Origin of the sequence: Ectobacillus ponti (genome assembly GCF_024294785.1) — a bacterium.
Taxonomy (GTDB): domain Bacteria; phylum Bacillota; class Bacilli; order Bacillales; family Bacillaceae_G; genus Ectobacillus; species Ectobacillus ponti.
The window spans coordinates 101,666-125,899 of the sequence record NZ_JANCLT010000001.1 but is presented as its reverse complement, the minus strand read 5'-3'; the positions used below and the strand labels follow the sequence as shown (position 1 = coordinate 125,899).

The window sequence follows — 24,234 nt, the reverse complement described above, 5'->3', positions numbered from 1 at the left end:
TATGGAGTTTCTGACAGAATGGATCCGGAATATCATTCTCTTTCTGCTGCTGGCGACCGTCATGCATATGATTCTGCCAAACTCGGGCATGCAGAAGTATGTGAAGTTCGTGGTCAGCCTGCTGCTGATCGTGCTGATTTTGACACCTTTATTCAAGTTGCTTCGGACGGATGTGGGCGAAGTCATCGCCAGCTTCAACAGCAAAACCTACGCGAACGGCACAAATGTAGAAAATTTAATTGATGCGAAGAAAAAAGAAATACAAGCTTCACAGCGTGCATATATTTTACAACAGATGGCTGTCCAACTGAAGGAGCAGGTGGCGGACAAGGTGCAAGGGGAGTACGGCATGAGTGTCGTCAAGCTGCATATTACAGCGCCGGACGGAAAAGACATCAGCTCCGAGCAGGATGTGCAGTCCATTGCTGTTACCGTTGCGAAGGCGGACAAACGCCCCAGGGCCGTAGAAGCAGTGAAGCCGGTTGAAATTGATACGGCGAAGCCGCGCTCCCGCCAGGTGGACAACCAGACAGCCAAGGAAATCCAACAATTCCTCGCAAAGGAATGGCAGCTAGATGCAGGCAAAATTCAGGTGCAGACGGAAGGGGGGACGGAAGGAGCCAATGAATGAGAAGAAGCCGAGCTTCCTCAGCAAATTTCTGAAGGGATCTGAGGAAGACGAACGAACAAGGAAGAAGCTGGCGCCCAAGGTGATGGTCGGCTTGCTGGCTGCGGGTATTCTCCTGATGTTTTCCGGCAACCTGTTTCAGGCGAAGAAGGAGGTTCCCGTATTCAATAATCAGACTGCGGGCAGCAAGCCGGAGGATGTTCCGGCATTTGCTTCCAAGAACAGCACCTCTTCCAGCATTGGGAAAGCAGAAAAGGAGCTGGAGGATGAGCTGCAGAGTTTGCTGGAATCCATTAAGGGCGTAGGAAGCGTCACAGTATATGTAAACTTGGATTCTACCAACATCAAAGTGCTGAACAAGGATCGGACGACCCGGACGCAAACAACCACAGAAAAGGACCCGCAGGGCGGCAACCGGCAAATCCAAGATGAAACACAGGATGAGAAGACAACCATTATCCGCAGTGATAATAGTGAAGGGCCGATTGTGATTAAAGAGGATAAGCCTCCTGTCCGTGGTGTGGCTGTTACGGCAGAAGGCGCCGGCGATTTGGAAGTGAAGAAGGAAATCATTGAAATGGTGACCCGCTTCCTTGGCGTTGAAAGCCATAAGGTAGCTGTCAATGTAAAGAAATAAAACTGGGGAGGAACAATAGTGGTGAAAAAGCAAACAGTATGGTTATTGACGATGTTAAGTCTGGTGGTGGTGCTGTCCGTGTATTACGTGACAACGCCTGACAGCCCGAGATCCAATGTAGCTTCCACAGTGGAGCAGGCTGCGAAGAAGGGGGCAAGCAAGGAAACGGCAAAATCCTCCGGCAGCGATATGTTTGTGGATCTCCGCCTGCAAATGGATGACCAGCGCAGCGCGATGAAAGCAGAATTGCGCGACATGATGACATCCGGCACAGCGACAGCTGAGCAGAAGAATGAAGCCTACCAGAAGATTCAGCAAATCCAGGAGATGGAAGCAAAGGAGAAGCTGCTTGAAACGCTCATCAAGTCCAAGGTATCCAAGGATGCGCTTGTGCGCGCTGAAAGCAATTCCGTCAAAGTCACGCTGAAATCCGAGAAGCAATCTGCTTCCGAGGCAAACACAATCATTCAGCTGGTGCGCGGCGAGACAGGCATCCGCGATGTGAACGTACAGTTTGACCCGGCTAAATGATAGAATAACCAAAGGCTACCGGAATTCCCCGGTAGCTTTTCTGTTGGCTGTCCTTCTGTGAAAGGAATTACAACCCTTTCTTTTGATGGAGGCACCTCTTGTATTCTGGCAAACTCACCTGCCAAAAATGAAGAAAAGCTGGCATGAGGACAGGGAAATATGTTTGTGGGATAGAAGTTAGGGAGAGGATAAAAGGGGAGGAAAATTTTTCTGTAACAGTGGTCTTGCCAATTTTGCGTGTTAGTTGCTATTATTACTAGGTAATAACTCTTTATGCACAAAGAGTGTTATATAATAGAATACGATATTTTATAAAAATAATTGGAATTTTAAAACATTTTGTCGTAAGATGAAGGTGTAAACAAGTAGATGGGAGTGGAATCCATGTTCAAGATTCAAGAAGTACGGGAACTGATTAAGCTGATTGACAACTCCAACATTGACGAGTTTGAGTACGTAAATGAGGGAGCTTCCATCCGGATGAAAAAGCAATCCGGCGAAGTAGTTACATATCAAGCAGTACCTGTTGTAGAGCAGGCGGCTCCGGCGGCAGTACAGGCAGCACCTGCACCAGCACCGGCGGCAGCGCCTGCGCCAGAGGTGAAGGAAGCGCCGGCAGCTGAAGCGGCAAACCTGCATAAAATTACATCTCCAATGGTTGGCACATTCTATGCGTCTCCGTCCCCGGAGGTCGGCCCTTACGTTTCTGTCGGCAGCCGTGTCGGCGAAGACACTGTTGTGTGCATTGTAGAAGCAATGAAGCTGTTTAACGAGATTGAAGCGGAAGTGAACGGCGAGATTGTGGAAGTATTGGTGAAAAACGGCCAGCTCGTGGAATATGGCCAGCCATTATTCCTCGTGAAGGCATAAGGGAGCAAACGGACATGTTGAAAAAAGTATTGATTGCAAACCGCGGTGAGATTGCAGTGCGCATTATCCGCGCCTGCAAGGAGATGGGGATTGAAACAGTAGCGATTTATTCAGAGGCTGACAAAGAGGCGCTGCATGTGCAGTTGGCGGATGAGGCTTATTGCGTTGGCCCTACAGCCTCCAAGGAGAGCTATCTGAACTTTACGAACATCATCAGCGTGGCCAAGCTTACAGGCTGTGAAGGCATTCACCCGGGATACGGTTTCTTGGCGGAGAATGCTGATTTTGCCGAGCTGTGCCGGGAATGCAATATCGTTTTTATCGGTCCAACCCCGGAAGCCATTTCAAAAATGGGCACAAAAGACGTTGCGCGTGATACAATGAAGCAAGCAGGGGTTCCGATTGTACCCGGTTCACAGGGCATCATCAAGAGCACGGAAGAAGCGATTGAGCTGGCAGCCGAAATGGGCTATCCGGTGATCATCAAGGCGACTGCCGGCGGCGGCGGGAAAGGAATTCGCGTTGCCCGCAGCGAGCAGGAGCTGGTGAAGGGGATCCAAATCACCCAGCAGGAAGCAAGCACAGCCTTTGGCAATCCAGGTGTATATATCGAGAAATATATTGAAGACTTCCGCCACGTGGAGATTCAGGTTATGGCGGATACGCACGGCAATGTCATTCATCTTGGAGAGCGAGATTGCTCCATCCAGCGCCGTCTGCAAAAGCTTCTGGAGGAGACACCGTCTCCTGCGTTGGATGCGGAAGTCCGCAGACAAATGGGAGAGGCTGCGGTGAAGGCCGCGCAGGCTGTGGATTACACAGGTGCCGGGACAGTCGAGTTTATCTATGAATATAAGCAAAAGAAGTTTTACTTCATGGAAATGAATACAAGAATTCAAGTGGAGCATCCTGTTACTGAGATGGTAACGGGCGTGGACCTGATTAAGGAACAACTCCGCGTCGCAGCGGGGGAGAAGCTTTCCCTGACGCAGGAGGAAGTGCAGTTTAACGGCTGGGCAATTGAATGCCGCATCAATGCGGAAAACCCTGCGAAAAACTTTATGCCATCTCCAGGAAAGGTGAACGTGTACCTGCCTCCGGGCGGTTACGGGGTGCGGATTGACTCTGCTGTCTATCCGGGCTACACCATCCCTCCTTATTACGACTCCATGGTGGCAAAGCTGATTGTACACGGAAAGACGCGGGAAGAAGCGGTCGCGAAAATGAAGCGCGCCCTTGGCGAGTTCATTATTGAAGGTGTACATACAACGATTCCGTTCCATCAGCAGCTGCTGGAGCATCCTGACTTCGTTAAGGGAGAATTCAACACGAAGTTCCTGGAGCAGCATGAGCTTGTAAAGCAATAAAGCTGCACCCAAGGCGGGCGGCAAACAAAAGGAGGTTTTCTCATGGCAGAACATATGCTGGACATGGGGCAAGAAACAACGCTTGGCAAGGTGGAGATTGCACCTGAAGTCATCGAAGTTATTGCAGGCATCGCATCTACAGAGGTGGAAGGTGTGGCGGCAATGCGCGGCAACTTTGCAGCGGGTGTAGTGGAGAAGCTGGGCCGCAAAAACCACGGCAAGGGTGTGCGGGTGGAGCTGACAAACGAAGGCATTGTAGTGGATGTGTACGTCCAGATGTATTTTGGCGTCTCCATCCCATCTGTGGCACAGCGCATTCAGGACAACATCCGTCAGGCGCTGCTGACAATGACGGGACTTGATTTGAAGGAAGTCAACGTACACGTTGTCGGCGTTACCTTTGACGTGCCGAAGACGGAGATTGAACCAATTTAATGAGCAATGGGAGGCTGCCTGAGGCAGCCTCCTTTTTTTGTGGGGCGGATACAGGGGAGTTGTTCCTGGAGCATATTCAGCGGTCCTGCTGCCGCATTTCAGGACTTCAAAAAAGGAGGGGCTGTTGCGTTTTCTTTTCACAGAAAAGCAATCGCTTCCATCCCATCCCCCTATTTCATCAAACACGTACATTATGGTATGATGATTACCTTGAAGTTAACTTTTTCCGAAGACAGTAGTATACATACCCCGTACTTATGGTATCATCATGATATTATCAATCGGATAAATGACAACCGGATAACAAATTATAGTGGATATAGACGCACAAAGGAGAATGAAGGATGAAACGCAGAACTGCAAGAGAAAAGGCTATGCAGGCACTCTATCAAATGGATATTGCCGGCGAGACAGATGTACAGACGCTGATTGCGAACACGCTCGAGGAAGGGGAAGAAAGCAACGAATTTCTTGAAGCGCTTGTGCAGGGATGTGTTGAGCATCGGGACGAGCTGGACCAAATGATCAGCCAGTATCTTGAAAATTGGAAGCTGGACCGTGTCAGCACAGTGGACCGCAACATTTTGCGCATTGCGGCATACGAGATGAAGTTCATGGGGGATATTCCTCCAAGTGTATCCATTAACGAGGCCATTGAAGTTTCGAAGGTGTATGGGGATGATGAATCACGCCGCTTTGTGAACGGTGTGTTATCAAAAATAAAAGAAACGATGTAAAAAACCAAGGGGGAATCGGAAATGACGGCAGAACTGATTCAAGGAATGGAAGTCGCAAAGAAAAAGCGCCAGCAGTTGAAGGAGCAAACGACGCTATTGCGTGAGCAAGGCATCGTTCCGGGGCTCGCTGTTATTTTGGTGGGCGATGATCCGGCATCGCGTTCTTACGTGAAAGGAAAGCAACGCGGCTGTGAAGAAACAGGCATACATTCAGAATTGATTGAGTTTCCCGATACGATTACCCAGGAGCGCCTGCTGCAGGAGATTGACCGCTTGAATGAGGCGGCGCATATTCACGGTATCCTCGTGCAGCTGCCGCTGCCAAAGCATATTGAAGAAGATGCGGTTATTGAACGCATTTCCCCGGAGAAGGATGTGGACGGCTTCCATCCCGTCAGCATCGGCCGGATGATGACGGGGCAGGAAACTTTCCTTCCGTGCACACCGCATGGCATTATAGAACTGGTGAAGGAAAAGAACATCCCGATTGCCGGCAAGCATGTGGTGATTATCGGCCGCAGCAATATCGTCGGCAAGCCGGTCGGCCAGCTCTTCCTGCAAGAGGATGCCACAGTTACATACTGCCATTCCAAAACGCAAAATATGGCAAGCCTGACAAGGCTTGCTGACATTCTTGTTGTCGCAGTGGGCCGTCCGAAGCTGATTACGGCTGAGTATGTGAAGGAGGGAGCAGCTGTGATTGATGTCGGCGTAAACCGCCTTGACACCGGCAAGCTGTGCGGTGATGTGGACTTTGAACAAGTACAAAAGGTCGCCAGCTACATCACGCCTGTTCCGGGCGGTGTCGGCCCGATGACAATCACGATGCTGCTGCACAATACAGTGGCATCGGCGGAGCGTACAAAAGTAGCCTGCACCAGGTAACCGCAGGAGGCATATATGGAAAAATCATATTTGACGGTAACGGCGCTGACCAAGTATTTAAAGGCGCGTATGGAACGCGACCCGCACCTGCAGGATGTGTGGCTGAAGGGGGAAATCTCCAACTACAAGCTGCACAGCCGCGGCCATATGTACTTCACGTTAAAGGACGAGAATGCCCGTATCGCTTCTGTCATGTTCGCGGCCCAAAACCGCTCGCTTCCGTTTCGTCCGGCGGAAGGCATGAAGGTGCTCGTGCGCGGCCAGGTGGCCATTTACGAAGCAGGAGGCAACTATCAGCTGTATGTGAATGACATGCAGCCGGACGGCATCGGCAGCTTGTACTTGGCGTTTGAGCAGCTGAAGGGACGGCTGCAGCAGGAAGGGTTGTTTTCGCCTGCCTGCAAGCAGCAGCTGCCTTCCTACCCGCATACGGTCGGGGTGGTGACATCCCCCACAGGCGCAGCCATCCGGGATGTCATCACAACCATCAAACGTCGTCACCCGGCTGTCAACATCGTCGTGTTCCCAGTTCTGGTGCAAGGCGGGCAGGCCCCGGCTTCCGTGGCAGAGGGGATTCGCCGGGCAAACGAACTCGGCGGCATTGATGTGCTGATTGTCGGGCGCGGCGGCGGCTCCATTGAAGAGCTGTGGGCTTTTAATGAAGAGATTGTAGCCCGGGCCATTTTCAACAGCCGCATTCCGGTCATTTCTGCGGTGGGGCACGAAACAGATACGACCATTGCTGATTTTGTGGCCGATGTACGTGCCGCAACGCCGACAGCGGCGGCAGAATTGGCCGTGCCAAGCATGGCGGAGCTTGAGGAGCGCGTGCTGCAGCGGACTCTTCGGCTGCAGCGTGCCATGCAAAAGCAGCTGTCCGGGAAGAAGGAAAAGCTGCAAACGCTGCAAAAGTCCTATGCATTTCGTTATCCGAAGCAGCTGTATGCACAGAAGGAAGAGGAGCTGGACCGTGTGCTGGACCGATTGCTGCAGGCAAAGGGGCGCTATTTGGAGCGCAAGCAGACGCATGTCCGCCAGCTGCTGCTTGGGGTGCAAAAGCACCATCCGGCACAGAAAATCGCAGGCGCCCGGGCGCTTCGCAGCATGCTGCAAAAACGGTTGTACCGGGAAATGCAGGGAGTCTTGCAGCTGAAGCGGGGCTCCTTTGCCAGAATCGGAGAAAAGCTGGAGGCGCTGAGCCCGATGCGGGTGATGCTGCGTGGCTACAGCGTTGCCTATAACGGGCAAAATGAAGTGATGAAGAGTGTCACGCAGGCAAAGCCGGGAGAAGAACTGACAGTCAGGCTGCAGGACGGCCGGTTGTCTTGTACAGTCAGGGGAATAGAGGAGGGTGAACTGACGGATGGAAAAACAGATAAGCTTTGAGGAAGCCATCAATCAGCTTGAACAGCTTGTGCTGAAGCTGGAGCAGGGCGATGTGCCGCTTGAGGAAGCCATTTCGTATTTTCAGGAGGGCATGCAGCTGTCCAAGCTGTGCGATGAGAAGCTGAAAAATGCAGAGCAGCAAATGACAGTCATCCTGGGGGAAAACGGAGAGCTGCGTCCGTTCTCAGTCGGAGGGGACGAGGCGTGAGCACACTGTTTAAGGAATTTTTGCAGGAAAGCAAGCAACGCATGGATCAAGAGACAGTTGCGTATGCCTCTCGTCTTCAGGCGCCTGATACTCTGAAGGAAGCCATGATATATTCTCTGGAGGCAGGCGGTAAGCGCATTCGCCCGCTTCTGTTATTTGCGACGCTGCATGCGTTTGGCCGGGAGCAGGCGGCTGGGCTGGCGACGGCGTGCGCACTGGAGATGATTCATACATATTCGCTGATCCATGATGACCTGCCGAGCATGGATAATGATGACTTGCGCCGGGGCAAGCCGACCAATCATAAGGTATTCGGCGAAGCAATGGCTATTTTGGCCGGTGATGGCCTGCTGACTTATGCATTTCAAGTGATTGCAGAGGATGCCCATCCGCTTGTAACAGCGCGGATGAAGCTGCGCTTGCTGTCCGAATTGGCCAAGGCGGCCGGTCCGGAGGGCATGGTTGCCGGGCAGGTTGCTGATATGGAAGGGGAACGGAGGCAGCTTTCCCTTGCAGAGCTGGAGGCTGTCCATGTGCGGAAAACAGGCCGCCTGCTGGAGTTTGCCGTGCTGGCGGGAGCCATTCTGGCGGAAGCCTCGGACGAGCAGACGGAGAAGCTGTTGATATTCGCCCGCAATCTCGGCTTGGCCTTCCAAATCCGTGATGATATTCTGGATGTGGAGGGGACGGAAGAGGAAATCGGCAAGCCGGTCGGCAGTGACATCAGCAATGAAAAAAGCACGTATGTTTCACTGCTGGGACTGGAGGAGTCCAAAGCCGTTCTGCAGCAGCTCACCGCACAGGCAAAGGAAGCAGTGGCATCTCTTGGGCTGCAGGATGAATTCTTGCTGGCCATCTGCGATGTGGTGGCGAACCGAAAGTCCTGATTTGTACAAAGGCTGTACAATCCTTTAACGAGTATAAGATGGCGGGAATCGTCTCGGTTGAGACATTCCCGCTTTTATGGTATAAAGAAAGCAAAGACATTCTGTTATAGAACATCGGGAAAAGTGGATAGGGAACAGCTGCGGCCGTTATCACTCTGTGTTAGCGGCTCTTTTTTCAAATTGGGCAAAAGTCCTAAGCTGGCGGAAAAAGTGATACAATAGTACTACTCTACTTGGCCAAACTTCTTTATAATGATGCAAGTGACAGAAACTGATTATGAAACGAAAGTGAGTGATCCTGGTGGATCTGACGCAAATTCAAGACCCGGGCTTTTTGAAGAATATGTCTGTGGATGAATTGGAGCGGTTGAGCGAAGACATTCGCAAGTTTTTAATAGAAGAGCTGTCCGCGACAGGCGGGCATATCGCGCCGAATCTCGGCGTGGTGGAGCTTACGATTGCCTTGCATAAGGTGTTCAGCAGCCCGCAGGATAAGTTTCTATGGGATGTCGGACATCAATCATATGTGCACAAAATTTTGACGGGGCGGGCAAAGGATTTTGCGACATTGCGCCAGTACAAAGGCCTGTGCGGTTTTCCCAAGCGCTGCGAGAGCGAGCACGATGTGTGGGAGACCGGCCACAGCTCCACGTCTCTGTCAGCCGCCATGGGAATGGCGATTGCCCGGGATTTGAAAAAAACGCATGAGTATATCGTGCCGATTATTGGCGATGGCGCACTGACGGGCGGCATGGCTTTGGAGGCATTGAACCATATCGGCCATGAGAAGACCGACATGATTGTCATCCTGAATGATAACGAAATGTCCATCGCGCCGAACGTCGGAGCCTTGCACAGTGTGCTTGGGCGCCTGCGCACCGCAGGCAAGTACAACTGGGTGAAGGACGAACTGGAGTACCTGCTGAAAAAGATTCCGGCAGTCGGCGGGAAAATTGCAGCTACGGCGGAACGCGTGAAGGACAGCCTGAAATACATGTTTGTATCCGGCATGTTCTTTGAAGAGCTCGGCTTCACATACCTTGGACCGGTGGACGGCCATGATTATGAAAGCCTGCTCGAGAACCTCCATTACGCCAAGAAGACAAAGGGGCCGGTGCTCGTGCACGTGCTGACGAAGAAGGGGAAAGGCTATAAGCCTGCTGAGAGCGATGTCATTGGCACATGGCACGGCACGGGACCTTATAAGATTGAATCCGGCGATTTTGTAAAATCCGGCGATGCGGCGCCTGCCTGGAGCAAGGTTGTCAGTGAGACAGTCCGTAAAATGGCCAAAACAGATTCCCGTATTGTAGCGGTTACTCCTGCGATGCCTGTCGGTTCAAAGCTGGAGAACTTCGCCAAGGAATTCCCGGACCGGATGTTCGATGTAGGGATTGCCGAGCAGCATGCGACAACAATGGCAGCAGGATTGGCCACGCAAGGAATGAAGCCGTTCCTGGCCATTTACTCCACCTTCCTGCAGCGCGCCTACGACCAGGTTGTGCATGATGTGTGCCGCCAAAACCTCAACGTGTTCTTTGGCATTGACCGTGCCGGCTTAGTCGGAGCAGACGGCGAAACACATCAGGGTGTGTTTGATATCGCCTTCCTGCGCCATCTGCCAAACCTTGTCATCATGATGCCGAAGGATGAGAATGAAGGGCAGCATATGGTGTATACGGCATTAACCTATGATGATGGTCCGATTGCCCTTCGCTATCCGCGCGGCAACGGCCTTGGTGTGCCGATGGACCAGGAGCTGAAGGCCATTCCCGTTGGTACGTGGGAAACACTGCGCGAGGGTACAGATGCGGCAATCCTCACCTTTGGCACGACCATTCCGATGGCTTTGGAAGCAGCGGAGCAGCTTGAGCAGCAGGGTATCTCCGTGCAGGTCGTCAATGCCCGCTTTATCAAGCCGATGGATGAGAAGTATCTGCATAATCTGCTCGGAAGAGAAATTCCGGTTTTGACGCTTGAGGAAGCGTGCCTTGCCGGCGGCTTTGGCAGCGGTGTACTGGAGTTTGCCCATGAAAAGGGCTACCAGGGCGCCCAAATCGAACTGATGGGAATTCCGGACCGCTTCATCGAGCATGGCAGCGTGAACAAGCTGCTTGAAGAAATCGGCATGACAACAAAAGATGTGGCGGAGCGCATTCAAGCAATGGTTCCGACAAAAGAAAAAAGGGCGTAATGTATGAAGAAGGAACGAATTGATGTATTGCTTGTGGAGCAAGGGCTTGTGGAAACGCGCGAAAAGGCAAAGCGCGCGGTTATGGCCGGCCTTGTGTACGCAAATGAAATGCGGCTCGATAAGCCGGGGGAAAAGATTCCGGCAGACACGCAGCTGACGGTAAAGGGGCAGGTTATGCCGTACGTCAGCCGCGGTGGCTTCAAGCTGGAAAAGGCGCTGCAGGTCTTTCAGCTCGATTTGCGGGATAAAATAGTGCTGGATATCGGGGCTTCCACCGGCGGCTTCACAGATTGCGCCCTGCAGAACGGAGCGAGGCTGTCGTATGCCGTGGATGTCGGCTATAATCAACTGGCTTGGAAGCTTCGCCAGGATGAGCGTGTTGTGGTTATGGAACGGATAAATTTTCGCCATGCCACACCGGCCGATTTTCAAGAGGGAATGCCGCAGTTTGCCAGCATTGATGTTTCATTTATCTCGCTGCGGTTGATCCTGCCGGCTTTAAAGGCTATTTTGGCGCCGGGCGGTGATGTGGCTGCGCTGATCAAGCCGCAATTTGAAGCGGGCAGGGAGCAGGTCGGGAAGAAGGGCATTGTCCGTGACCGGAAGGTGCATGAAGCCGTGATTGCTGATATTATGGCATTCGCCATGGCGGAAGGCTATCACATCTGCGGCTTGACGTACTCACCCATTACAGGCGGAGACGGAAATATTGAGTTTTTGATTCATCTGAACTGGAGCGGCGCCGCGGCGCCGGGAGAAGACCGGAGTGCTGTGCGCCCGGCAGAGATTGTCGCTGAGGCACATGGTGCCCTGAAGCAGGCAGGGGGGGAGGAATGACCATGGTCGTTCCTCTTTTCTTGTGTATAAAAAGACAGCAAGTGAGTTGTTACAAATAACAATTGTGTATCTGTTGTTTTCGTATATGCAGATTGAAATATGCATAAAAATAAGAGGTATTTCAATGGTATGCCGTATAAATGGATATGTTATCCATATGTAGAGTTTGTGCAGAAAAAATAGGTTGTTCTGGAAAACAGTTATGTACAAGTTATACATTATCAGTTAACATAAAAGAACAGAGTAAGCGTTTTAAAATTACGGAGAGAGTGTGCGAGGTGCAGAAAGATGAATAAAGGTCAGCGCCATATTAAAATTCGTGAAATTATTGCTAATAAAGAGATTGAGACGCAAGATGAACTAGTGGATATTCTGCGCAATGAAGGCTTTAATGTGACGCAGGCCACCGTTTCCCGGGATATTAAAGAGCTTCATCTCGTCAAGGTGCCGCTTCATGATGGAAGATATAAATACAGTCTTCCGGCCGATCAGCGCTTTAATCCGCTGCAGAAGCTCAAGCGCAATTTGGTGGACTCGTTTGTAAAGATGGACGCAGCAGGGCATATGATTGTGCTGAAGACACTGCCCGGCAATGCCAACTCCATTGGAGCATTGATTGATCATCTGGATTGGGACGAGATTCTGGGCACGATTTGCGGTGATGATACGTGCTTAATCATTTGCCGTACGGTGGAGGATACCACAACCGTTTCAGACCGTTTCTTAAATATGCTGTAAAAGGCGCTGCTTGCTGCAACCCGTAAAGGTATGACGTCCGTTCGCCTTGGGTTGCGGCAGGAGTGTCTTTTTTTGCTGTTTTCCCTCTCTTTTTGATGGCTAACCGGGCTGCTTTCGCTTTTCTTGGAAATATGGTATGGTGTTAGCGAGGTGAATGAAGCGGTGTTATCGGAACTGTCGATTAAGAACTTTGCTATTATTGAATCATTAAATATCTCCTTCCAGAAAGGATTGACAGTGCTCAGCGGGGAAACCGGAGCCGGGAAATCCATCATTATTGATGCCATCAGTCTGCTCGTCGGCGGCCGTGGATCAGCTGAATTTGTCCGATATGGCACAGAGAAGGCGGAAATTGAGGGGCTATTTTATCTCGAGGACCATCACGTTGCCTGTATCGAGAAGGCGGCGGAGCTGGATATTGATGTATCGGATGGTATGGTAATTCTGAAACGGGACATTGCTGCATCCGGAAAAAGTGTATGCCGCATGAATGGAAAGCTGGTTACGCTGAGCGCTCTGCGTGAGCTTGGCAAAACCCTGGTCGATATTCATGGCCAGCATGAGACGCAGGATTTGATGAACGAGCAACGTCATCTTCATATGCTGGATCATTTTGATGCAGAGCATATTTTAAAGCAATTGGACAAGTATCAGGAGCAATTTGCGGAATATGAGCGCTTGAAAAAGCAGCTGCGTTCGTTTACGCAAAATGAGCAGCAAATGGCGCATCGGCTGGATCTCATCCAATTTCAGCTGGAGGAAATTCAAAAAGCGGAGCTGCAGCCCGGCGAAGAGCAGGATCTCATGGAAGAGCGCCTCAAAATTGCCAACTTTGAGAAAATCTACAAGGCGCTTGGTGATGCATACCGTTCACTTGGAGGGGACAGCGGCGGACTCGACCATGTGCGCAATGCCATGAATCAAGTGGAAAGCATTTCTGATTTGGATGCCTCCTTGAAGGAGTCCCATGATACGATTGCCAACAGCTATTATTTGCTTGAAGAGGTTTCTTATACGCTGCGGGAGAAGCTCGATTTGATGGAGTATGACCCGAACCGGCTGGATGAAATTGAAACAAGATTGAATGAAATTCGTATGCTGAAGCGGAAATATGGAAATACTATTGAAGAAATTTTGGAGTACGCCAGCAAAATTGAACAGGAAATTTCCACAATTGAAAACAAGGACATACATATTGAACAAACAAGAAAACAGCTGAAGCAGGCGGAAGCCGGAGCTGTGGCGGAAGCGCAAAAGCTGAGCGGTATGCGCAGGCGGCTCGCTGATCATTTGACAGAGGCAATTCATCAGGAGCTGCGGGAACTGTACATGGACAAGACGAGATTTGAAGTTATGATCGGCACGCAGCGAGGTGGGGCTGACGACCCGGAGGTGGACGGCGAAGCGGTCAAGCTGACAGACGGCGGCTATGATGCAGTGGAGTTTTATATCTCCACAAATCCCGGCGAACCGCTGAAGCCGCTCTCCAGGGTGGCATCCGGGGGAGAGCTGTCCCGTATCATTCTGGCGCTGAAGAGCATCTTTTCCAAGCAGCAGGGAGTCACTTCTGTCATTTTCGATGAGGTGGATACAGGTGTAAGCGGCCGGGTGGCGCAGGCAATTGCAGAGAAGATCTACAAGGTGTCTGTCAACTCGCAGGTGCTCTGCATCTCCCATCTGCCGCAGGTGGCCTCCATGGGGGATACTCATTTGTTTATCCGTAAGCAAATTGTCAATGACCGGACACTGACATCGGTAACCGTACTGAATGAAGAGGAAAAGGTTGTGGAGATTGCCCGGATGATTTCCGGAGTGGAAATTACGGATTTGACGACAGAGCATGCGCGCGAATTGCTGCAGCAGGCACGCAGCATCAAGACGGCACAGGCTATCCAGTAAAAGGATAGCTTTTTTCTTTCTCCCAGTTATAAACACCTCCGGACAAGGAGAGATTAAATGGTGAAGCCGCTTTGGCTCAATGTGGGTTAGGAGCGAGGAGAGTGAATGGATTGAAGTTTGAGCAAATTCGAAAGATACTTGGTGCATTTCTCCTTGTTTCATTGCTTGTAATCGGGCTGTGCAAGCCTGTTAGAGACTTTTTGACAATTCCGAAACAGGTTGTTCTCTTCGAGGGACAACATTCACTTGTAGCATCATCAGTTCCTGTCTTCCAAGCCACTTCCACCAATCCATCTGTATTTACAGTAAATGCGGCGACAGAAAAAGAACAGCCGCTTGCTGTTGCCGCCCATGAAAGCGGAGAGGCAGATATGGTGCTGCAGCTGGCGGGATTCCCGGTTAAGAAGGTTAACGTTCGTGTATTGAAGGACTTCAAGGTACTGCCTGGCGGGCAATCCATCGGGGTAAAGCTGAATACAAAGGGCGTGCTCGTTGTGGGGCATCATCTTGTCCAGACGAAGAAAGGGCGCTTGTCACCCGGAGAGATTGCCGGAATTAAGGTGGGCGACATGATCACGAAAATTAACGGCCAAGAAATTGAGCGCATGAGCGATGTGGCCCCGTTCATTCAGCAAAGCGGGAAAACAGGCGATCCGCTCGACATTGTACTGCTTCGCAATTCCAAATACATCCGCACGAAGCTGACGCCGCTGCAGGAGAAGGATAATACTGCTTACCGCATTGGTTTGTACATTCGGGATTCAGCAGCCGGCATTGGCACCATGACCTTTGTTCATCCAGAATCCATGAAATATGGCGCTCTCGGCCATGTCATTTCGGACAATGATACGAAGCAGCCGATTCAGGTGGAGGATGGGCAAATTGTCCGCTCTACGGTAACTTCCATTCAACGGGGCAGCAATGGCGACCCGGGCGAAAAGCTTGCCCGTTTTTCCCCTGATAAAGAGATACTGGGCAATATCACAACAAACAGTCCGTTCGGCATCTTCGGCAAGCTGCATACTTCGATTCAAAATGGGATCATGGACCGGGCTCTTCCTATTGCTTTATCTCACCAGGTAAAGGAAGGAAAAGCGCAAATTTTAACGGTTATTGATGAGGATAAGGTAGAAGCGTTTGACGTGGAAATCGTCAGCAGCATTCCGCAAAAATTCCCGGCTACCAAAGGTATGGTTGTCAAAATTACCGATAAACGTCTTCTGAAAAAGACAGGTGGCATCGTGCAAGGCATGAGCGGAAGCCCCATTATTCAGGACGGCAAATTGATCGGTGCGGTTACCCATGTATTCGTTAACGACCCCACCTCAGGATATGGTGTTCATATTGAGTGGATGCTGCATGAAGCCGGCATTAACATTTATGAAAATTACGACCATCAGAAGAAAGCAAGCTGATACAGGCTTGCTTTTTTTTGTTTCCGGAGAAATTCCTCTTCTGAGGGCTGAATGATCCGGCTTCGCTCTTCGTGATGATGTCCAGCTACAGCAGCCAGCCATCTGCCAGGGAGAACCTCCGGCACACAAAGGCAAAAAGCGTTTTTGAGACCGGAGAACCTCCCTTCGGATGGCTAAGCGGGCTGCTTCCGCTCTTCTTTCTTGTCAAAAGAAATGTTTCTCACAATGTTTGTTTTAGTGTAGAATGGGGGAGGAGCGCCGTCCGCCTTGCTGTAAGGATATGCAGAATGGCGGAGGAAAAAGAGCGTAATAGGAAGAATATTGGCGAATTACGAAAGAGCAGAGCGAAAAGCTGAGAAAACTACAGAAAATGGAAGGTTTTCAAGATTTTTTTAATAAATTTGCCACTTGCCAAAAGGAAATTTCGAACAATTGTCGAAAACTTCTTTCAAGTAGCTTGTACTTTAGATAAGCAGAGAAAATGTGTTTGTAATAGGGGGAGGAAGAAAGATGGAGAAAATCAAGGTTTGTCTCGTTGATGATAACAAAGAGCTTGTATCCATGCTGGAAGGCTATGTGTCGGCACAGGAAGACATGGAAGTGGTTGGCGTGGCCTATAACGGGCAGGAGTGCTTGAACCTGCTGCGTGAGAAGAACCCGGATGTATTGGTGCTTGATATTATCATGCCGCACCTTGATGGCTTGGCGGTGCTGGAGAAGCTGCGCGCTTCTGAGCGCCAAAAGCAGCCAAATGTCATTATGCTGACAGCATTCGGCCAGGAGGATGTAACCAAAAAGGCTGTAGATCTTGGCGCATCCTATTTCATCCTGAAGCCGTTTGATATGGAAAACCTGACAAGCCACATTCGCCAGGTGAGCGGCAAGGTGAGCAATTCCTTTGTGAAGCGTCCGCTTCCTACATTCCGTTCTGCAACCATGCAGGATGGCAAGCCGAAGAACCTCGATGCCAGCATTACCAGCATCATTCATGAGATTGGCGTGCCGGCCCATATTAAGGGATATATGTACCTGCGCGAAGCCATTTCCATGGTCTATAACGACATTGAATTGCTGGGCTCCATCACAAAGGTGCTGTACCCGGATATTGCCAAGAAGTATAATACAACCGCAAGCCGTGTAGAGAGAGCCATCCGCCATGCAATTGAGGTGGCCTGGAGCCGCGGCAATATCGAGTCCATCTCCTCCTTGTTCGGCTACACAGTGTCCATGTCCAAAGCGAAGCCGACGAACTCCGAGTTCATCGCGATGGTGGCTGACAAGCTGCGTCTGGAGCACAAAGCAAGCTGAAGCTGATGAGAGAACGTGTGCCGCTTTGTTAGCGTAAGTGTGCGGATCCTAACCAGCAGCATTCGTATAGATACTGAATATAAGCACCGTCTGCCACGGCCATTTCCCAGTGCAGACGGTGCTTTTTATGCCGGCCGCTTTGCCCGGCATGAAAAAAGAAGGTTTGCCTGTCACTCAGCGGGAAGCGGCTGCTTTCCGCTGAGTGACAGGCAGATATAGCCATTTGGAGTAGGGGGGCTAGCTCTTTTTACAGAAAAAAGCCCTGCATCAGGACTTTTTTTCGTCAGCGGCATTTTGCTTCTCCAGCTCCACCAGCTTTTGAATCAGGATATGCTGCGGCATATGCATAAGCTGCTCCAGCGGCACATGGAGAGCCTTGGCGAGCTTAACGGCCGTGTCAGGCGATAGTTGTAAGGGGCGCATCACGAAACCTCCTTTTTTGCATAAGATAATAAGCGCAAAGTGAACATACAAGAAGCGGTGTGCACATCGCTTTCTTACCAGTATAGCACGAAGGGGCGGGAAACAAGCATGGTTAAGATTTTTGGGCACCGCGGAGCGGCGGGGACATATCCGGAGAATACAATGCCTTCCTTTCGGGCTGCCGAGCAGCTGGGCGCCGATGGAATTGAACTGGACGTACAGCTCTCGAAGGATGGGACAGTGGTGGTGATTCATGATGAGACGGTGAACCGGACCACCAACGGACGCGGGCGGGTCAATAGCTATACATACGAAGAGCTGTCCCGGCTCGATGCCAGCCACAGCTTTTATAAAAAGACTGGCTTTTGCAGCATTCCTTCGCTCGAGGAAGTGCTGCGGTGGCTGCAGGGAACGCAATTGCTGATAAATGTGGAACTGAAGAATAACAAGCTCCCATACCGGGGGCTGGAGGAATCGGTCATCCATTTGCTGAGGAAGTATGAACTGGAGCCCAGAGCTGTCCTTTCATCCTTTCATCACGCCAGCATGGTAAAATGCCGGGAGCTGGCGCCGGATATAGAAACGGCTGTTTTATACAAGAGGGGCCCCCATAAGCCCTGGGAGTACGCACAGAAGCTGGGGGCAGGCGCTATTCATCCAAACTATGCCTATATTGCTGACCCTGTTGTGGAGCTTACGCTGGCGCATGGCATTGCGGTGCGCCCGTACACTGTCAATAAGGAGAAGTATATGCGGAAGCTCATGCGGCTGCAGGTGACAGGCATTGTCACGGATTATCCGGAAGTGGCCAGACGAGTGCTGCAGGAGGAGCAACGGAAAGGGAGATAAAAGAAACAGACCCGGATTAAGGGTCTGTTTTTGTCAGCTTTGCCTTTTTTGAAAACGCGCCTGCACTTTGTTGCGCTTACGGTCACGATACAGCACAAAGCCGCCGAATACGTAGAAACCAAAGCCGAACAGCAACAGGCCGATTAAAAATTGCAGCCACAGGGTGGGAATGGGAGGCTGCAGAATTGCAAATACCGTGTCGCGCATCAGCTTGATGCCGGCAACAGCGGCCGAAATGGGAATCAGGGCAAGTAATAGGGCGAGATAGCGCATGTGTATGTCTTCCTTTCAACCAGTTTCCTTTCTTCAGCATCTTATACCGGGCGAGGATTTGTCAAGAGAGAAGATACGGGATATGATAAGCATGAAAAATACTGCACGGTTAAGGGGGCTGATGTATGTTGAAGCAAAGGGTGATGATTGTTGGGGCCGGTGCCGGGGGGACAGCGCTGCTGCAGCTGCTGCTGCAGTCCAAGCTGCTGGAGGTTGTGCTCGTGGTGGACCGGAATGAGCGGGCGCCGGGACTGGCGTTGGCGGCATCTTACGGAATTCGTACCAAAGGGGATTGGGAGACGGAGACCCGGGATGCCTTTGCCGTTGTATTTGATGCGACGGGCGACCCTGCCATGTATCAGAAGCTTGTACAAGCCTTTGGCGGGCATGCGCTTGTTGTGCCGGGTTCTTTGGCAAAGCTGCTGGCGGGGCTCGTGGATGAGCGGGAGACGCTGGTTGCGATGCTGCAGCGGCAGGCTCATCAATGGGACTTAATTTTCAATTCTGCCCATGACGGGATGATTGTTGCGGATGAAGCGGGCACGATTGTGTTGTTTAACCGCAGCGCTGAGAAGATTACTGGTTATAAGGCAGCGGAGGTTATCGGAAAATACATACTGGAGGTAATCCCGGGGAGCAAGCTGCCCCGGGTGATGCGGACGCGGCAGCTGGAGGTGCATCAAGAGCTGCAGCTGGAAAATGGCAAGAAGATTATTACAACGCGAATTCCGATTATTAGTGAAGAGGGGGAACTGCAGGGCGCATTTGCTGTGTTCAAGGACATCACGGATGTCGTGACGCTTGCCGAGGAAGTGACAAACCTGAAGGAAATTCAAACGCTGCTGCAGGCCATTATCCAATCTTCTGAGGAAGCTATTTCGGTGGTGGATGAGAAAGGGCGCGGCATTATGATTAACCCGGCCTATACGAAGCTGACGGGTCTGTCGGAAGAGGAGGTCCTTGGCAAGCCGGCCACTGCCGATATTGCAGAGGGAGAAAGCATGCATATGCAGGTGCTGCGGACCCGCCGTGCCGTCCGGGGAATTCATATGAAGGTGGGGCAGCGGAAGCGGGATGTGGTTGTGAATGTGGCGCCGGTCATTGTGGATGGCATTCTGAAGGGCAGCGTCGGGGTCATACGCGATGTGTCGGAGATTCAAAAGCTGACGGAGGAGCTGAACCGGGCAAGGCAAATTATCCGCACGCTGGAGGCGAAATACTCATTTGCCGATATTGTCGGCCGCTCGGAAGAGATGACGGCTGCCATCGAGCAGGCGAAGCTGGGAGCGAATACGCCGGCAACAGTTTTACTTCGCGGTGAATCCGGAACAGGGAAAGAGCTGTTTGCGCATGCCATTCATAACGGCAGCAACCGTAAGTATAACAAATTTATCCGGGTGAATTGTGCATCCATTTCCGAATCTTTGCTTGAAAGCGAATTGTTTGGCTACGTGGAGGGTGCCTTTTCCGGAGCGCGCCGGGGCGGCAAGCGCGGTTTTTTCGAGGAAGCAAATAATGGCAGCATTTTTCTTGATGAGATTGGAGAACTATCGGCCGGCATGCAGGCGAAGCTGCTGCGGGTGCTGCAGGAAAAAGAGATTATCCGGGTTGGCAGCACAAAGCCGATTTCCGTTAATGTGCGTGTGATTGCCGCCACTCATGTGAATTTAGAGAAGGCGATTGCCGACGGCAAATTTCGGGAAGATTTATACTATCGGCTTAATAAAATCCCTATCGTAATTCCGCCGTTACGGGAGCGGAAGGAGGATATTCCGCAAATTGCCGAACGGCTTATCCAGAAAATCAATCAGGATTATGGCCGAAACGTGGAAGGATTGACAGCGGAAGCGGCTGTGTATTTGCAGTCCTATCATTGGCCTGGCAATGTGCGTGAATTGGAAAACATTTTAGGTCGTGCCATTATTTTCATGAATTATAATGAAATGCAAATTGATGTACGGCACCTTCCTGTTCTGACCGGGAATACACCGGCGTTGCAGCGGCAGGAATCCGTGCCCGAAGCAGCCGCAGAAGTCTCCTTGGAGGAGCGCGTCACACAGTTTGAAGGAGAAATCATCCTGCAAACCTTGGAGAAGAATGGCGGAAACAAGACGAAAACAGCAAAAGCACTTGGCATTTCCTTGCGTAATCTATACTATAAGCTGGAGAAATACGAACATGCAAAAAATAGCATGCAATAAATTGCGTGCTGTGCAGAAAAATGCATGTTATATTGTAAGGAATGCTGTGTTCTTTGCTTTGTTATAGAAAAAGAGGCAATGAAAAGCCTGTATTGCCGCTGTTCTGGGATTTTTCTTGGGGTTTTGCTGAAATTGGCACGCTGCTTGCTTTAATAATGGGCGGGACGACAAGAAGGGATGGAAGCAGACAAGATGAAATTGCAGACATTAATCGACCAAGCCGCACGGCAGCCGAAACGGACTGTGGCAGTGGCGGCGGCAGCAGACCGCGAAGTGCTGGATGCTGTCAAGCAAGCAGCAGAGCTGGGGCTGGCAAAGTTCCGCCTGTACGGCAAGGAAGATTTGATCCGGGAACTATTAGGGGAATGCGATCTCCTGCATTCGGAGGACGTTCGTATTATAGATGCACCGCTTGATGCGGATGCGGCGGTGCGCGCGGTTCAAGCGGTGCGCGCAGGCGAAGCGGAAGTGCTGATGAAAGGGCATATTGCGACCTCCGCCATTTTAAAGGCGGTGCTTAATAAGGAGTACGGGCTGCGTAAGGGAAGTGTCTTGTCCCATGTAGCTGTATTCGAAGTGCCGTCCTATGACAGGCTGCTGCTTGTCACCGATGCTGCCATGAATGTGGCGCCGGACTTGGAGCAGAAGAAGGCTATTTTGGAAAATGCAGCTGCAGTCGCGCGGGCCATCGGCATTGAAATACCCAAGGCTGCCCCCATTGCTGCTGTGGAGACGGTAAATCCGGCTATGCCGGCCACCGTGGATGCGGCGCTCCTTGCGCAGATGAACCGCCGCGGCCAGATTCAAGGCTGTCTCGTAGACGGGCCGCTTGCGCTTGATAACGCAATCTCCGGACTGGCCGCTGAGCATAAGGGCATTACTGGTGAGGTGGCGGGCCGCGCTGATATTTTGCTTGTCCCGAATCTTGAAGCAGGAAATATTTTATATAAATCATTGGTGTATTTTGCCCATGCCCGCGTAGGGGCAATTGTAGCGGGGGCGACAGCGCCGATCGTGCTGACATCCCGCGCTGATTCTGCTGAAGCGAAGGTATATTCGCTGGCATTGGCGGTTGTAACTGCTTCACAGTAATACGCACACATAAGAGGGGGAAATCAAAATGGAAATTTTCAAATACATGGAAACATACGATTATGAGCAGCTGCTGTTTTGCCAGGATCAAGCGTCCGGCTTAAAGGCAATTATTTGTATTCATGATACGACACTCGGTCCGGCGCTCGGCGGAACAAGAATGTGGACGTATGCGTCTGAAGAAGCAGCCATTGAGGATGCACTCCGGCTCGGCCGCGGGATGACATATAAAAATGCAGCGGCAGGCCTGAACCTGGGCGGCGGCAAGACGGTTATCATCGGTGATCCGCGCAAGGATAAGAATGAGGCCATGTTCCGGGCATTCGGCCGGTTCATCCAAGGGTTGAATGGCCGTTATATCACGGCGGAGGATGTTGGTACAACAGTGGCGGATATGGATATCATCCATGAAGAGACAGATTACGTAACGGGTATTTCCCCATCCTTCGGTTCTTCCGGCAATCCGTCCCCAGTCACAGCTTTCGGCGTTTACCGCGGCATGAAGGCGGCAGCGAAGGAAGCCTTTGGAACAGACAGTCTGGAAGGAAAAGTGGTGGCTGTGCAAGGCGTGGGCAACGTGGCCTATAATCTGTGCAAGCATCTGCATGCGGAAGGCGCGCAGCTGATTGTGACGGATATCAACAAGGAATCTGTGCAGCGCGCTGTCGAGGAATTTGGGGCGAAGGCTGTTGACCCACAGGATATTTACAGTGTAGCTTGCGATATCTATGCGCCATGTGCACTGGGAGCCAGCGTGAACGACGAAACGATTCCGCAGCTGAAGGCACGCGTAATTGCCGGTGCCGCAAACAATCAGCTGAAGGAAGCGCGCCATGGCGATATCATTCATGAAATGGGCATCGTCTACGCGCCTGACTATGTGATTAATGCCGGCGGTGTTATTAACGTCGCTGATGAGCTGTACGGCTACAATCGCGAGCGCGCCCTGAAGAAGGTGGAAGCGATTTATGACAATATTGCCAAGGTCATTGAGATTTCCAAGCGTGATGGTGTTCCGACGTATGTGGCAGCAGACCGTCTGGCTGAGGAGCGCATCGGGCAAATGAAGAATTCCCGCAGCACGTTCCTGCAGAACGGCCACCATATCTTAAGCCGTCGATAAGGCTGTAGAGGCGGAGGGATTCTCCCTCCGCCTTCTTATAGAGTGAAAAAAGCGGGTTGCGCTTTTCTTGATGTCCAGCTGCACCGGCTAGCCCACTGCCAGGGAGAACCCAGCCACATAAGAGGCAAAAAGCGCCTCTTAGTGGCCGGCCCCCCCTTCTGAGGGCTGATCAAGCCGGTTCCGCTTTTCTTAAAAATGGAGGGAAATGCTTTGTCCAAATTTCGCATTCTTGTGATTAACCCGGGTAGTACTTCCACGAAAATCGGTGTATTTGATGACGAACGTCCGATTCTGGAAGAGACGATCCGCCATGATGAGGAAGAAATCGGTGCTTATAAGCGCATCATTGACCAATACGAATTTCGCAAGCGCACGATTTTAGAAGTGCTGCACGCCCACGGCATCAATATTTCCAAGCTGAGTGCCGTTTGCGGCCGCGGCGGCCTGCTTCGCCCCATTGAGGGAGGTACATACGCAGTGAATGAGCTCATGCTGGCTGATTTGCGCCAGGGCTACAATGGCCACCATGCTTCCAATTTGGGGGGCATTCTGGCGCATGAAATTGCGTCCGGCCTGAATATTCCAGCCTTTATTGTCGATCCGGTAGTCGTGGATGAGCTGACAGAAGTGGCGCGTATCAGCGGCATGGCCGGCGTGGAAAGGAAAAGCATTTTTCATGCACTCAACCAAAAGGCAGTTGCGCGCAAGATTGCCAAGGATTTAAAACGGCCGTACGAACAGCTTCGCTTGATTGTGACGCATATGGGCGGCGGAATCACTGTAGGTGTCCATGAGAACGGCCGGGTGATTGATGTGAATAATGGCTTGCATGGCGATGGTCCTTTCAGTCCGGAGCGCGCTGGAACTGTGCCGGCCGGCCAGCTTGTCGAGCTGTGCTTCTCAGGAGAGTATTACCGGGATGAGGTTATGAGAAAGCTGGTTGGGAAAGGCGGTCTTGTTGGTCTGCTTGGCACAAGCGATGCCCGCAAGGTGGAGGAAATGATTGCAGCCGGCGATACAAAAGCGGGCCTCATCTACCAGGCTATGGTCTATCAAATTGCCAAGGAAATTGGCGCGGCCAGTGCTGTGCTGCAGGGAAAAGTGGATGCCATTGTCCTGACAGGGGGCCTCGCTTACAGCAAGTACTTGGTGGGTGAACTGCAAAGCCGCATTGGCTGGATTGCCGATGTTATGGTGCGTCCGGGAGAAAATGAGCTGGAGGCGCTCGCGGAAGGTGCGCTGCGTGTCTTGCGCGGCGAGGAAGCGCCAAAGGAATATAGAGCACGGGAACAACAACTGAGTAGGGGATGA

Annotated in this window: 24 protein-coding genes; 22 read left to right on the top strand and 2 right to left on the bottom strand. The window is 51.5% G+C overall.

Annotated features, from left to right (window positions below; genetic code table 11):
- Position 1 precedes the first annotated feature (1 nt).
- From spoIIIAF to spo0A, 17 genes are all read left to right on the top strand, one after another.
- A complete protein-coding gene (gene spoIIIAF, locus NK662_RS00710; protein WP_254756346.1) occupies positions 2–631 on the top strand; it encodes a stage III sporulation protein AF in 630 nt (209 codons plus the stop codon).
- On the top strand, positions 624–1,265 hold the full coding sequence (gene spoIIIAG, locus NK662_RS00705; RefSeq protein WP_254756344.1) for a stage III sporulation protein AG: 642 nt from the start codon (positions 624–626) through the stop codon (positions 1,263–1,265). Before spoIIIAF ends, spoIIIAG begins: the two co-directional genes overlap by 8 nt.
- 18 nt (positions 1,266–1,283) lie before the next feature.
- Entirely contained in the window at positions 1,284–1,796 is a 513-nt protein-coding gene (locus tag NK662_RS00700; RefSeq protein WP_254756342.1) for a SpoIIIAH-like family protein, read from the top strand.
- 384 nt (positions 1,797–2,180) lie between these two features.
- Positions 2,181–2,666 carry an acetyl-CoA carboxylase biotin carboxyl carrier protein gene (gene accB / locus NK662_RS00695; RefSeq protein ID WP_254756340.1) on the top strand — a complete coding sequence of 162 codons (486 nt, stop codon included), beginning with the start codon at positions 2,181–2,183 and terminating at the stop codon, positions 2,664–2,666.
- Between the two features lie 14 nt (positions 2,667–2,680).
- Positions 2,681–4,033 carry an acetyl-CoA carboxylase biotin carboxylase subunit gene (gene accC / locus NK662_RS00690; RefSeq protein ID WP_254756338.1) on the top strand — a complete coding sequence of 451 codons (1,353 nt, stop codon included), beginning with the start codon at positions 2,681–2,683 and terminating at the stop codon, positions 4,031–4,033.
- A 42-nt stretch (positions 4,034–4,075) separates the two neighbouring features.
- A complete protein-coding gene (locus tag NK662_RS00685; RefSeq protein WP_254756336.1) occupies positions 4,076–4,468 on the top strand; it encodes an Asp23/Gls24 family envelope stress response protein in 393 nt (130 codons plus the stop codon).
- 344 nt (positions 4,469–4,812) lie between these two features.
- Positions 4,813–5,205 (top strand): transcription antitermination factor NusB, encoded by a 393-nt coding sequence (nusB, locus tag NK662_RS00680; RefSeq protein ID WP_254756334.1) that lies wholly within the window; start codon positions 4,813–4,815, stop codon positions 5,203–5,205.
- 21 nt (positions 5,206–5,226) lie between these two features.
- Positions 5,227–6,090, top strand: a complete 864-nt coding sequence (folD, locus tag NK662_RS00675; protein ID WP_254756332.1) for a bifunctional methylenetetrahydrofolate dehydrogenase/methenyltetrahydrofolate cyclohydrolase FolD — start codon at positions 5,227–5,229, stop codon at positions 6,088–6,090.
- Between the two features lie 15 nt (positions 6,091–6,105).
- Entirely contained in the window at positions 6,106–7,476 is a 1,371-nt protein-coding gene (gene xseA / locus NK662_RS00670) for an exodeoxyribonuclease VII large subunit (RefSeq protein ID WP_254756330.1), read from the top strand.
- Positions 7,454–7,684 carry an exodeoxyribonuclease VII small subunit gene (locus NK662_RS00665; RefSeq protein WP_254756328.1) on the top strand — a complete coding sequence of 77 codons (231 nt, stop codon included), beginning with the start codon at positions 7,454–7,456 and terminating at the stop codon, positions 7,682–7,684. Before xseA ends, NK662_RS00665 begins: the two co-directional genes overlap by 23 nt.
- On the top strand, positions 7,681–8,571 hold the full coding sequence (locus NK662_RS00660) for a polyprenyl synthetase family protein (protein WP_368736044.1): 891 nt from the start codon (positions 7,681–7,683) through the stop codon (positions 8,569–8,571). The genes NK662_RS00665 and NK662_RS00660 overlap by 4 nt, the downstream gene beginning before the upstream one ends.
- A 301-nt stretch (positions 8,572–8,872) precedes the next feature.
- The gene (dxs, locus tag NK662_RS00655) at positions 8,873–10,765 is read left to right on the top strand and encodes a 1-deoxy-D-xylulose-5-phosphate synthase (protein WP_254756326.1); all 1,893 of its coding nucleotides are present in this window, start codon (positions 8,873–8,875) and stop codon (positions 10,763–10,765) included.
- 3 nt (positions 10,766–10,768) lie between these two features.
- Positions 10,769–11,602 (top strand): TlyA family RNA methyltransferase, encoded by an 834-nt coding sequence (locus tag NK662_RS00650; RefSeq protein WP_254756323.1) that lies wholly within the window; start codon positions 10,769–10,771, stop codon positions 11,600–11,602.
- Positions 11,603–11,890: 288 nt separating this feature from the next.
- The gene (ahrC, locus tag NK662_RS00645) at positions 11,891–12,340 is read left to right on the top strand and encodes a transcriptional regulator AhrC/ArgR (protein ID WP_254756321.1); all 450 of its coding nucleotides are present in this window, start codon (positions 11,891–11,893) and stop codon (positions 12,338–12,340) included.
- Positions 12,341–12,502: 162 nt separating this feature from the next.
- On the top strand, positions 12,503–14,239 hold the full coding sequence (recN, locus tag NK662_RS00640) for a DNA repair protein RecN (protein ID WP_254756319.1): 1,737 nt from the start codon (positions 12,503–12,505) through the stop codon (positions 14,237–14,239).
- Between the two features lie 101 nt (positions 14,240–14,340).
- Entirely contained in the window at positions 14,341–15,654 is a 1,314-nt protein-coding gene (gene spoIVB, locus NK662_RS00635) for a SpoIVB peptidase (protein ID WP_254756317.1), read from the top strand.
- 510 nt (positions 15,655–16,164) lie between these two features.
- The gene (gene spo0A / locus NK662_RS00630) at positions 16,165–16,962 is read left to right on the top strand and encodes a sporulation transcription factor Spo0A (RefSeq protein ID WP_254756315.1); all 798 of its coding nucleotides are present in this window, start codon (positions 16,165–16,167) and stop codon (positions 16,960–16,962) included.
- Positions 16,963–17,229: 267 nt separating this feature from the next.
- On the opposite strand, the gene NK662_RS00625 is transcribed toward spo0A, so the two are convergent.
- Positions 17,230–17,385 (bottom strand): YycC family protein, encoded by a 156-nt coding sequence (locus tag NK662_RS00625; RefSeq protein WP_254756313.1) that lies wholly within the window; start codon positions 17,383–17,385, stop codon positions 17,230–17,232.
- Between the two features lie 108 nt (positions 17,386–17,493).
- Between NK662_RS00625 and NK662_RS00620 the strand changes: the two genes are divergently transcribed.
- Complete coding sequence (locus NK662_RS00620) at positions 17,494–18,234, top strand: glycerophosphodiester phosphodiesterase (protein ID WP_254756311.1); 741 nt, start codon at positions 17,494–17,496, stop codon at positions 18,232–18,234.
- Positions 18,235–18,267: 33 nt separating this feature from the next.
- Here NK662_RS00620 and NK662_RS00615 read toward each other — a convergent pair whose 3' ends face one another.
- Entirely contained in the window at positions 18,268–18,507 is a 240-nt protein-coding gene (locus NK662_RS00615; RefSeq protein WP_254756309.1) for a DUF2627 domain-containing protein, read from the bottom strand.
- Between the two features lie 128 nt (positions 18,508–18,635).
- On the opposite strand from NK662_RS00615, the gene NK662_RS00610 reads away from it, so the two are divergent.
- The 4 genes from NK662_RS00610 (at position 18,636) to buk (ending at position 24,234) form a co-directional block, all read left to right on the top strand.
- Positions 18,636–20,708 carry a sigma-54 interaction domain-containing protein gene (locus NK662_RS00610; RefSeq protein ID WP_254757388.1) on the top strand — a complete coding sequence of 691 codons (2,073 nt, stop codon included), beginning with the start codon at positions 18,636–18,638 and terminating at the stop codon, positions 20,706–20,708.
- A 192-nt stretch (positions 20,709–20,900) separates the two neighbouring features.
- Entirely contained in the window at positions 20,901–21,800 is a 900-nt protein-coding gene (gene yqiS / locus NK662_RS00605; RefSeq protein ID WP_254756307.1) for a phosphate butyryltransferase, read from the top strand.
- A 28-nt stretch (positions 21,801–21,828) separates the two neighbouring features.
- Entirely contained in the window at positions 21,829–22,923 is a 1,095-nt protein-coding gene (gene bcd, locus NK662_RS00600; protein WP_254756305.1) for a branched-chain amino acid dehydrogenase, read from the top strand.
- A gap of 210 nt (positions 22,924–23,133) precedes the next feature.
- Positions 23,134–24,234, top strand: coding sequence for a butyrate kinase (gene buk, locus NK662_RS00595; protein ID WP_254756303.1), 1,101 nt, complete (start codon positions 23,134–23,136; stop codon positions 24,232–24,234).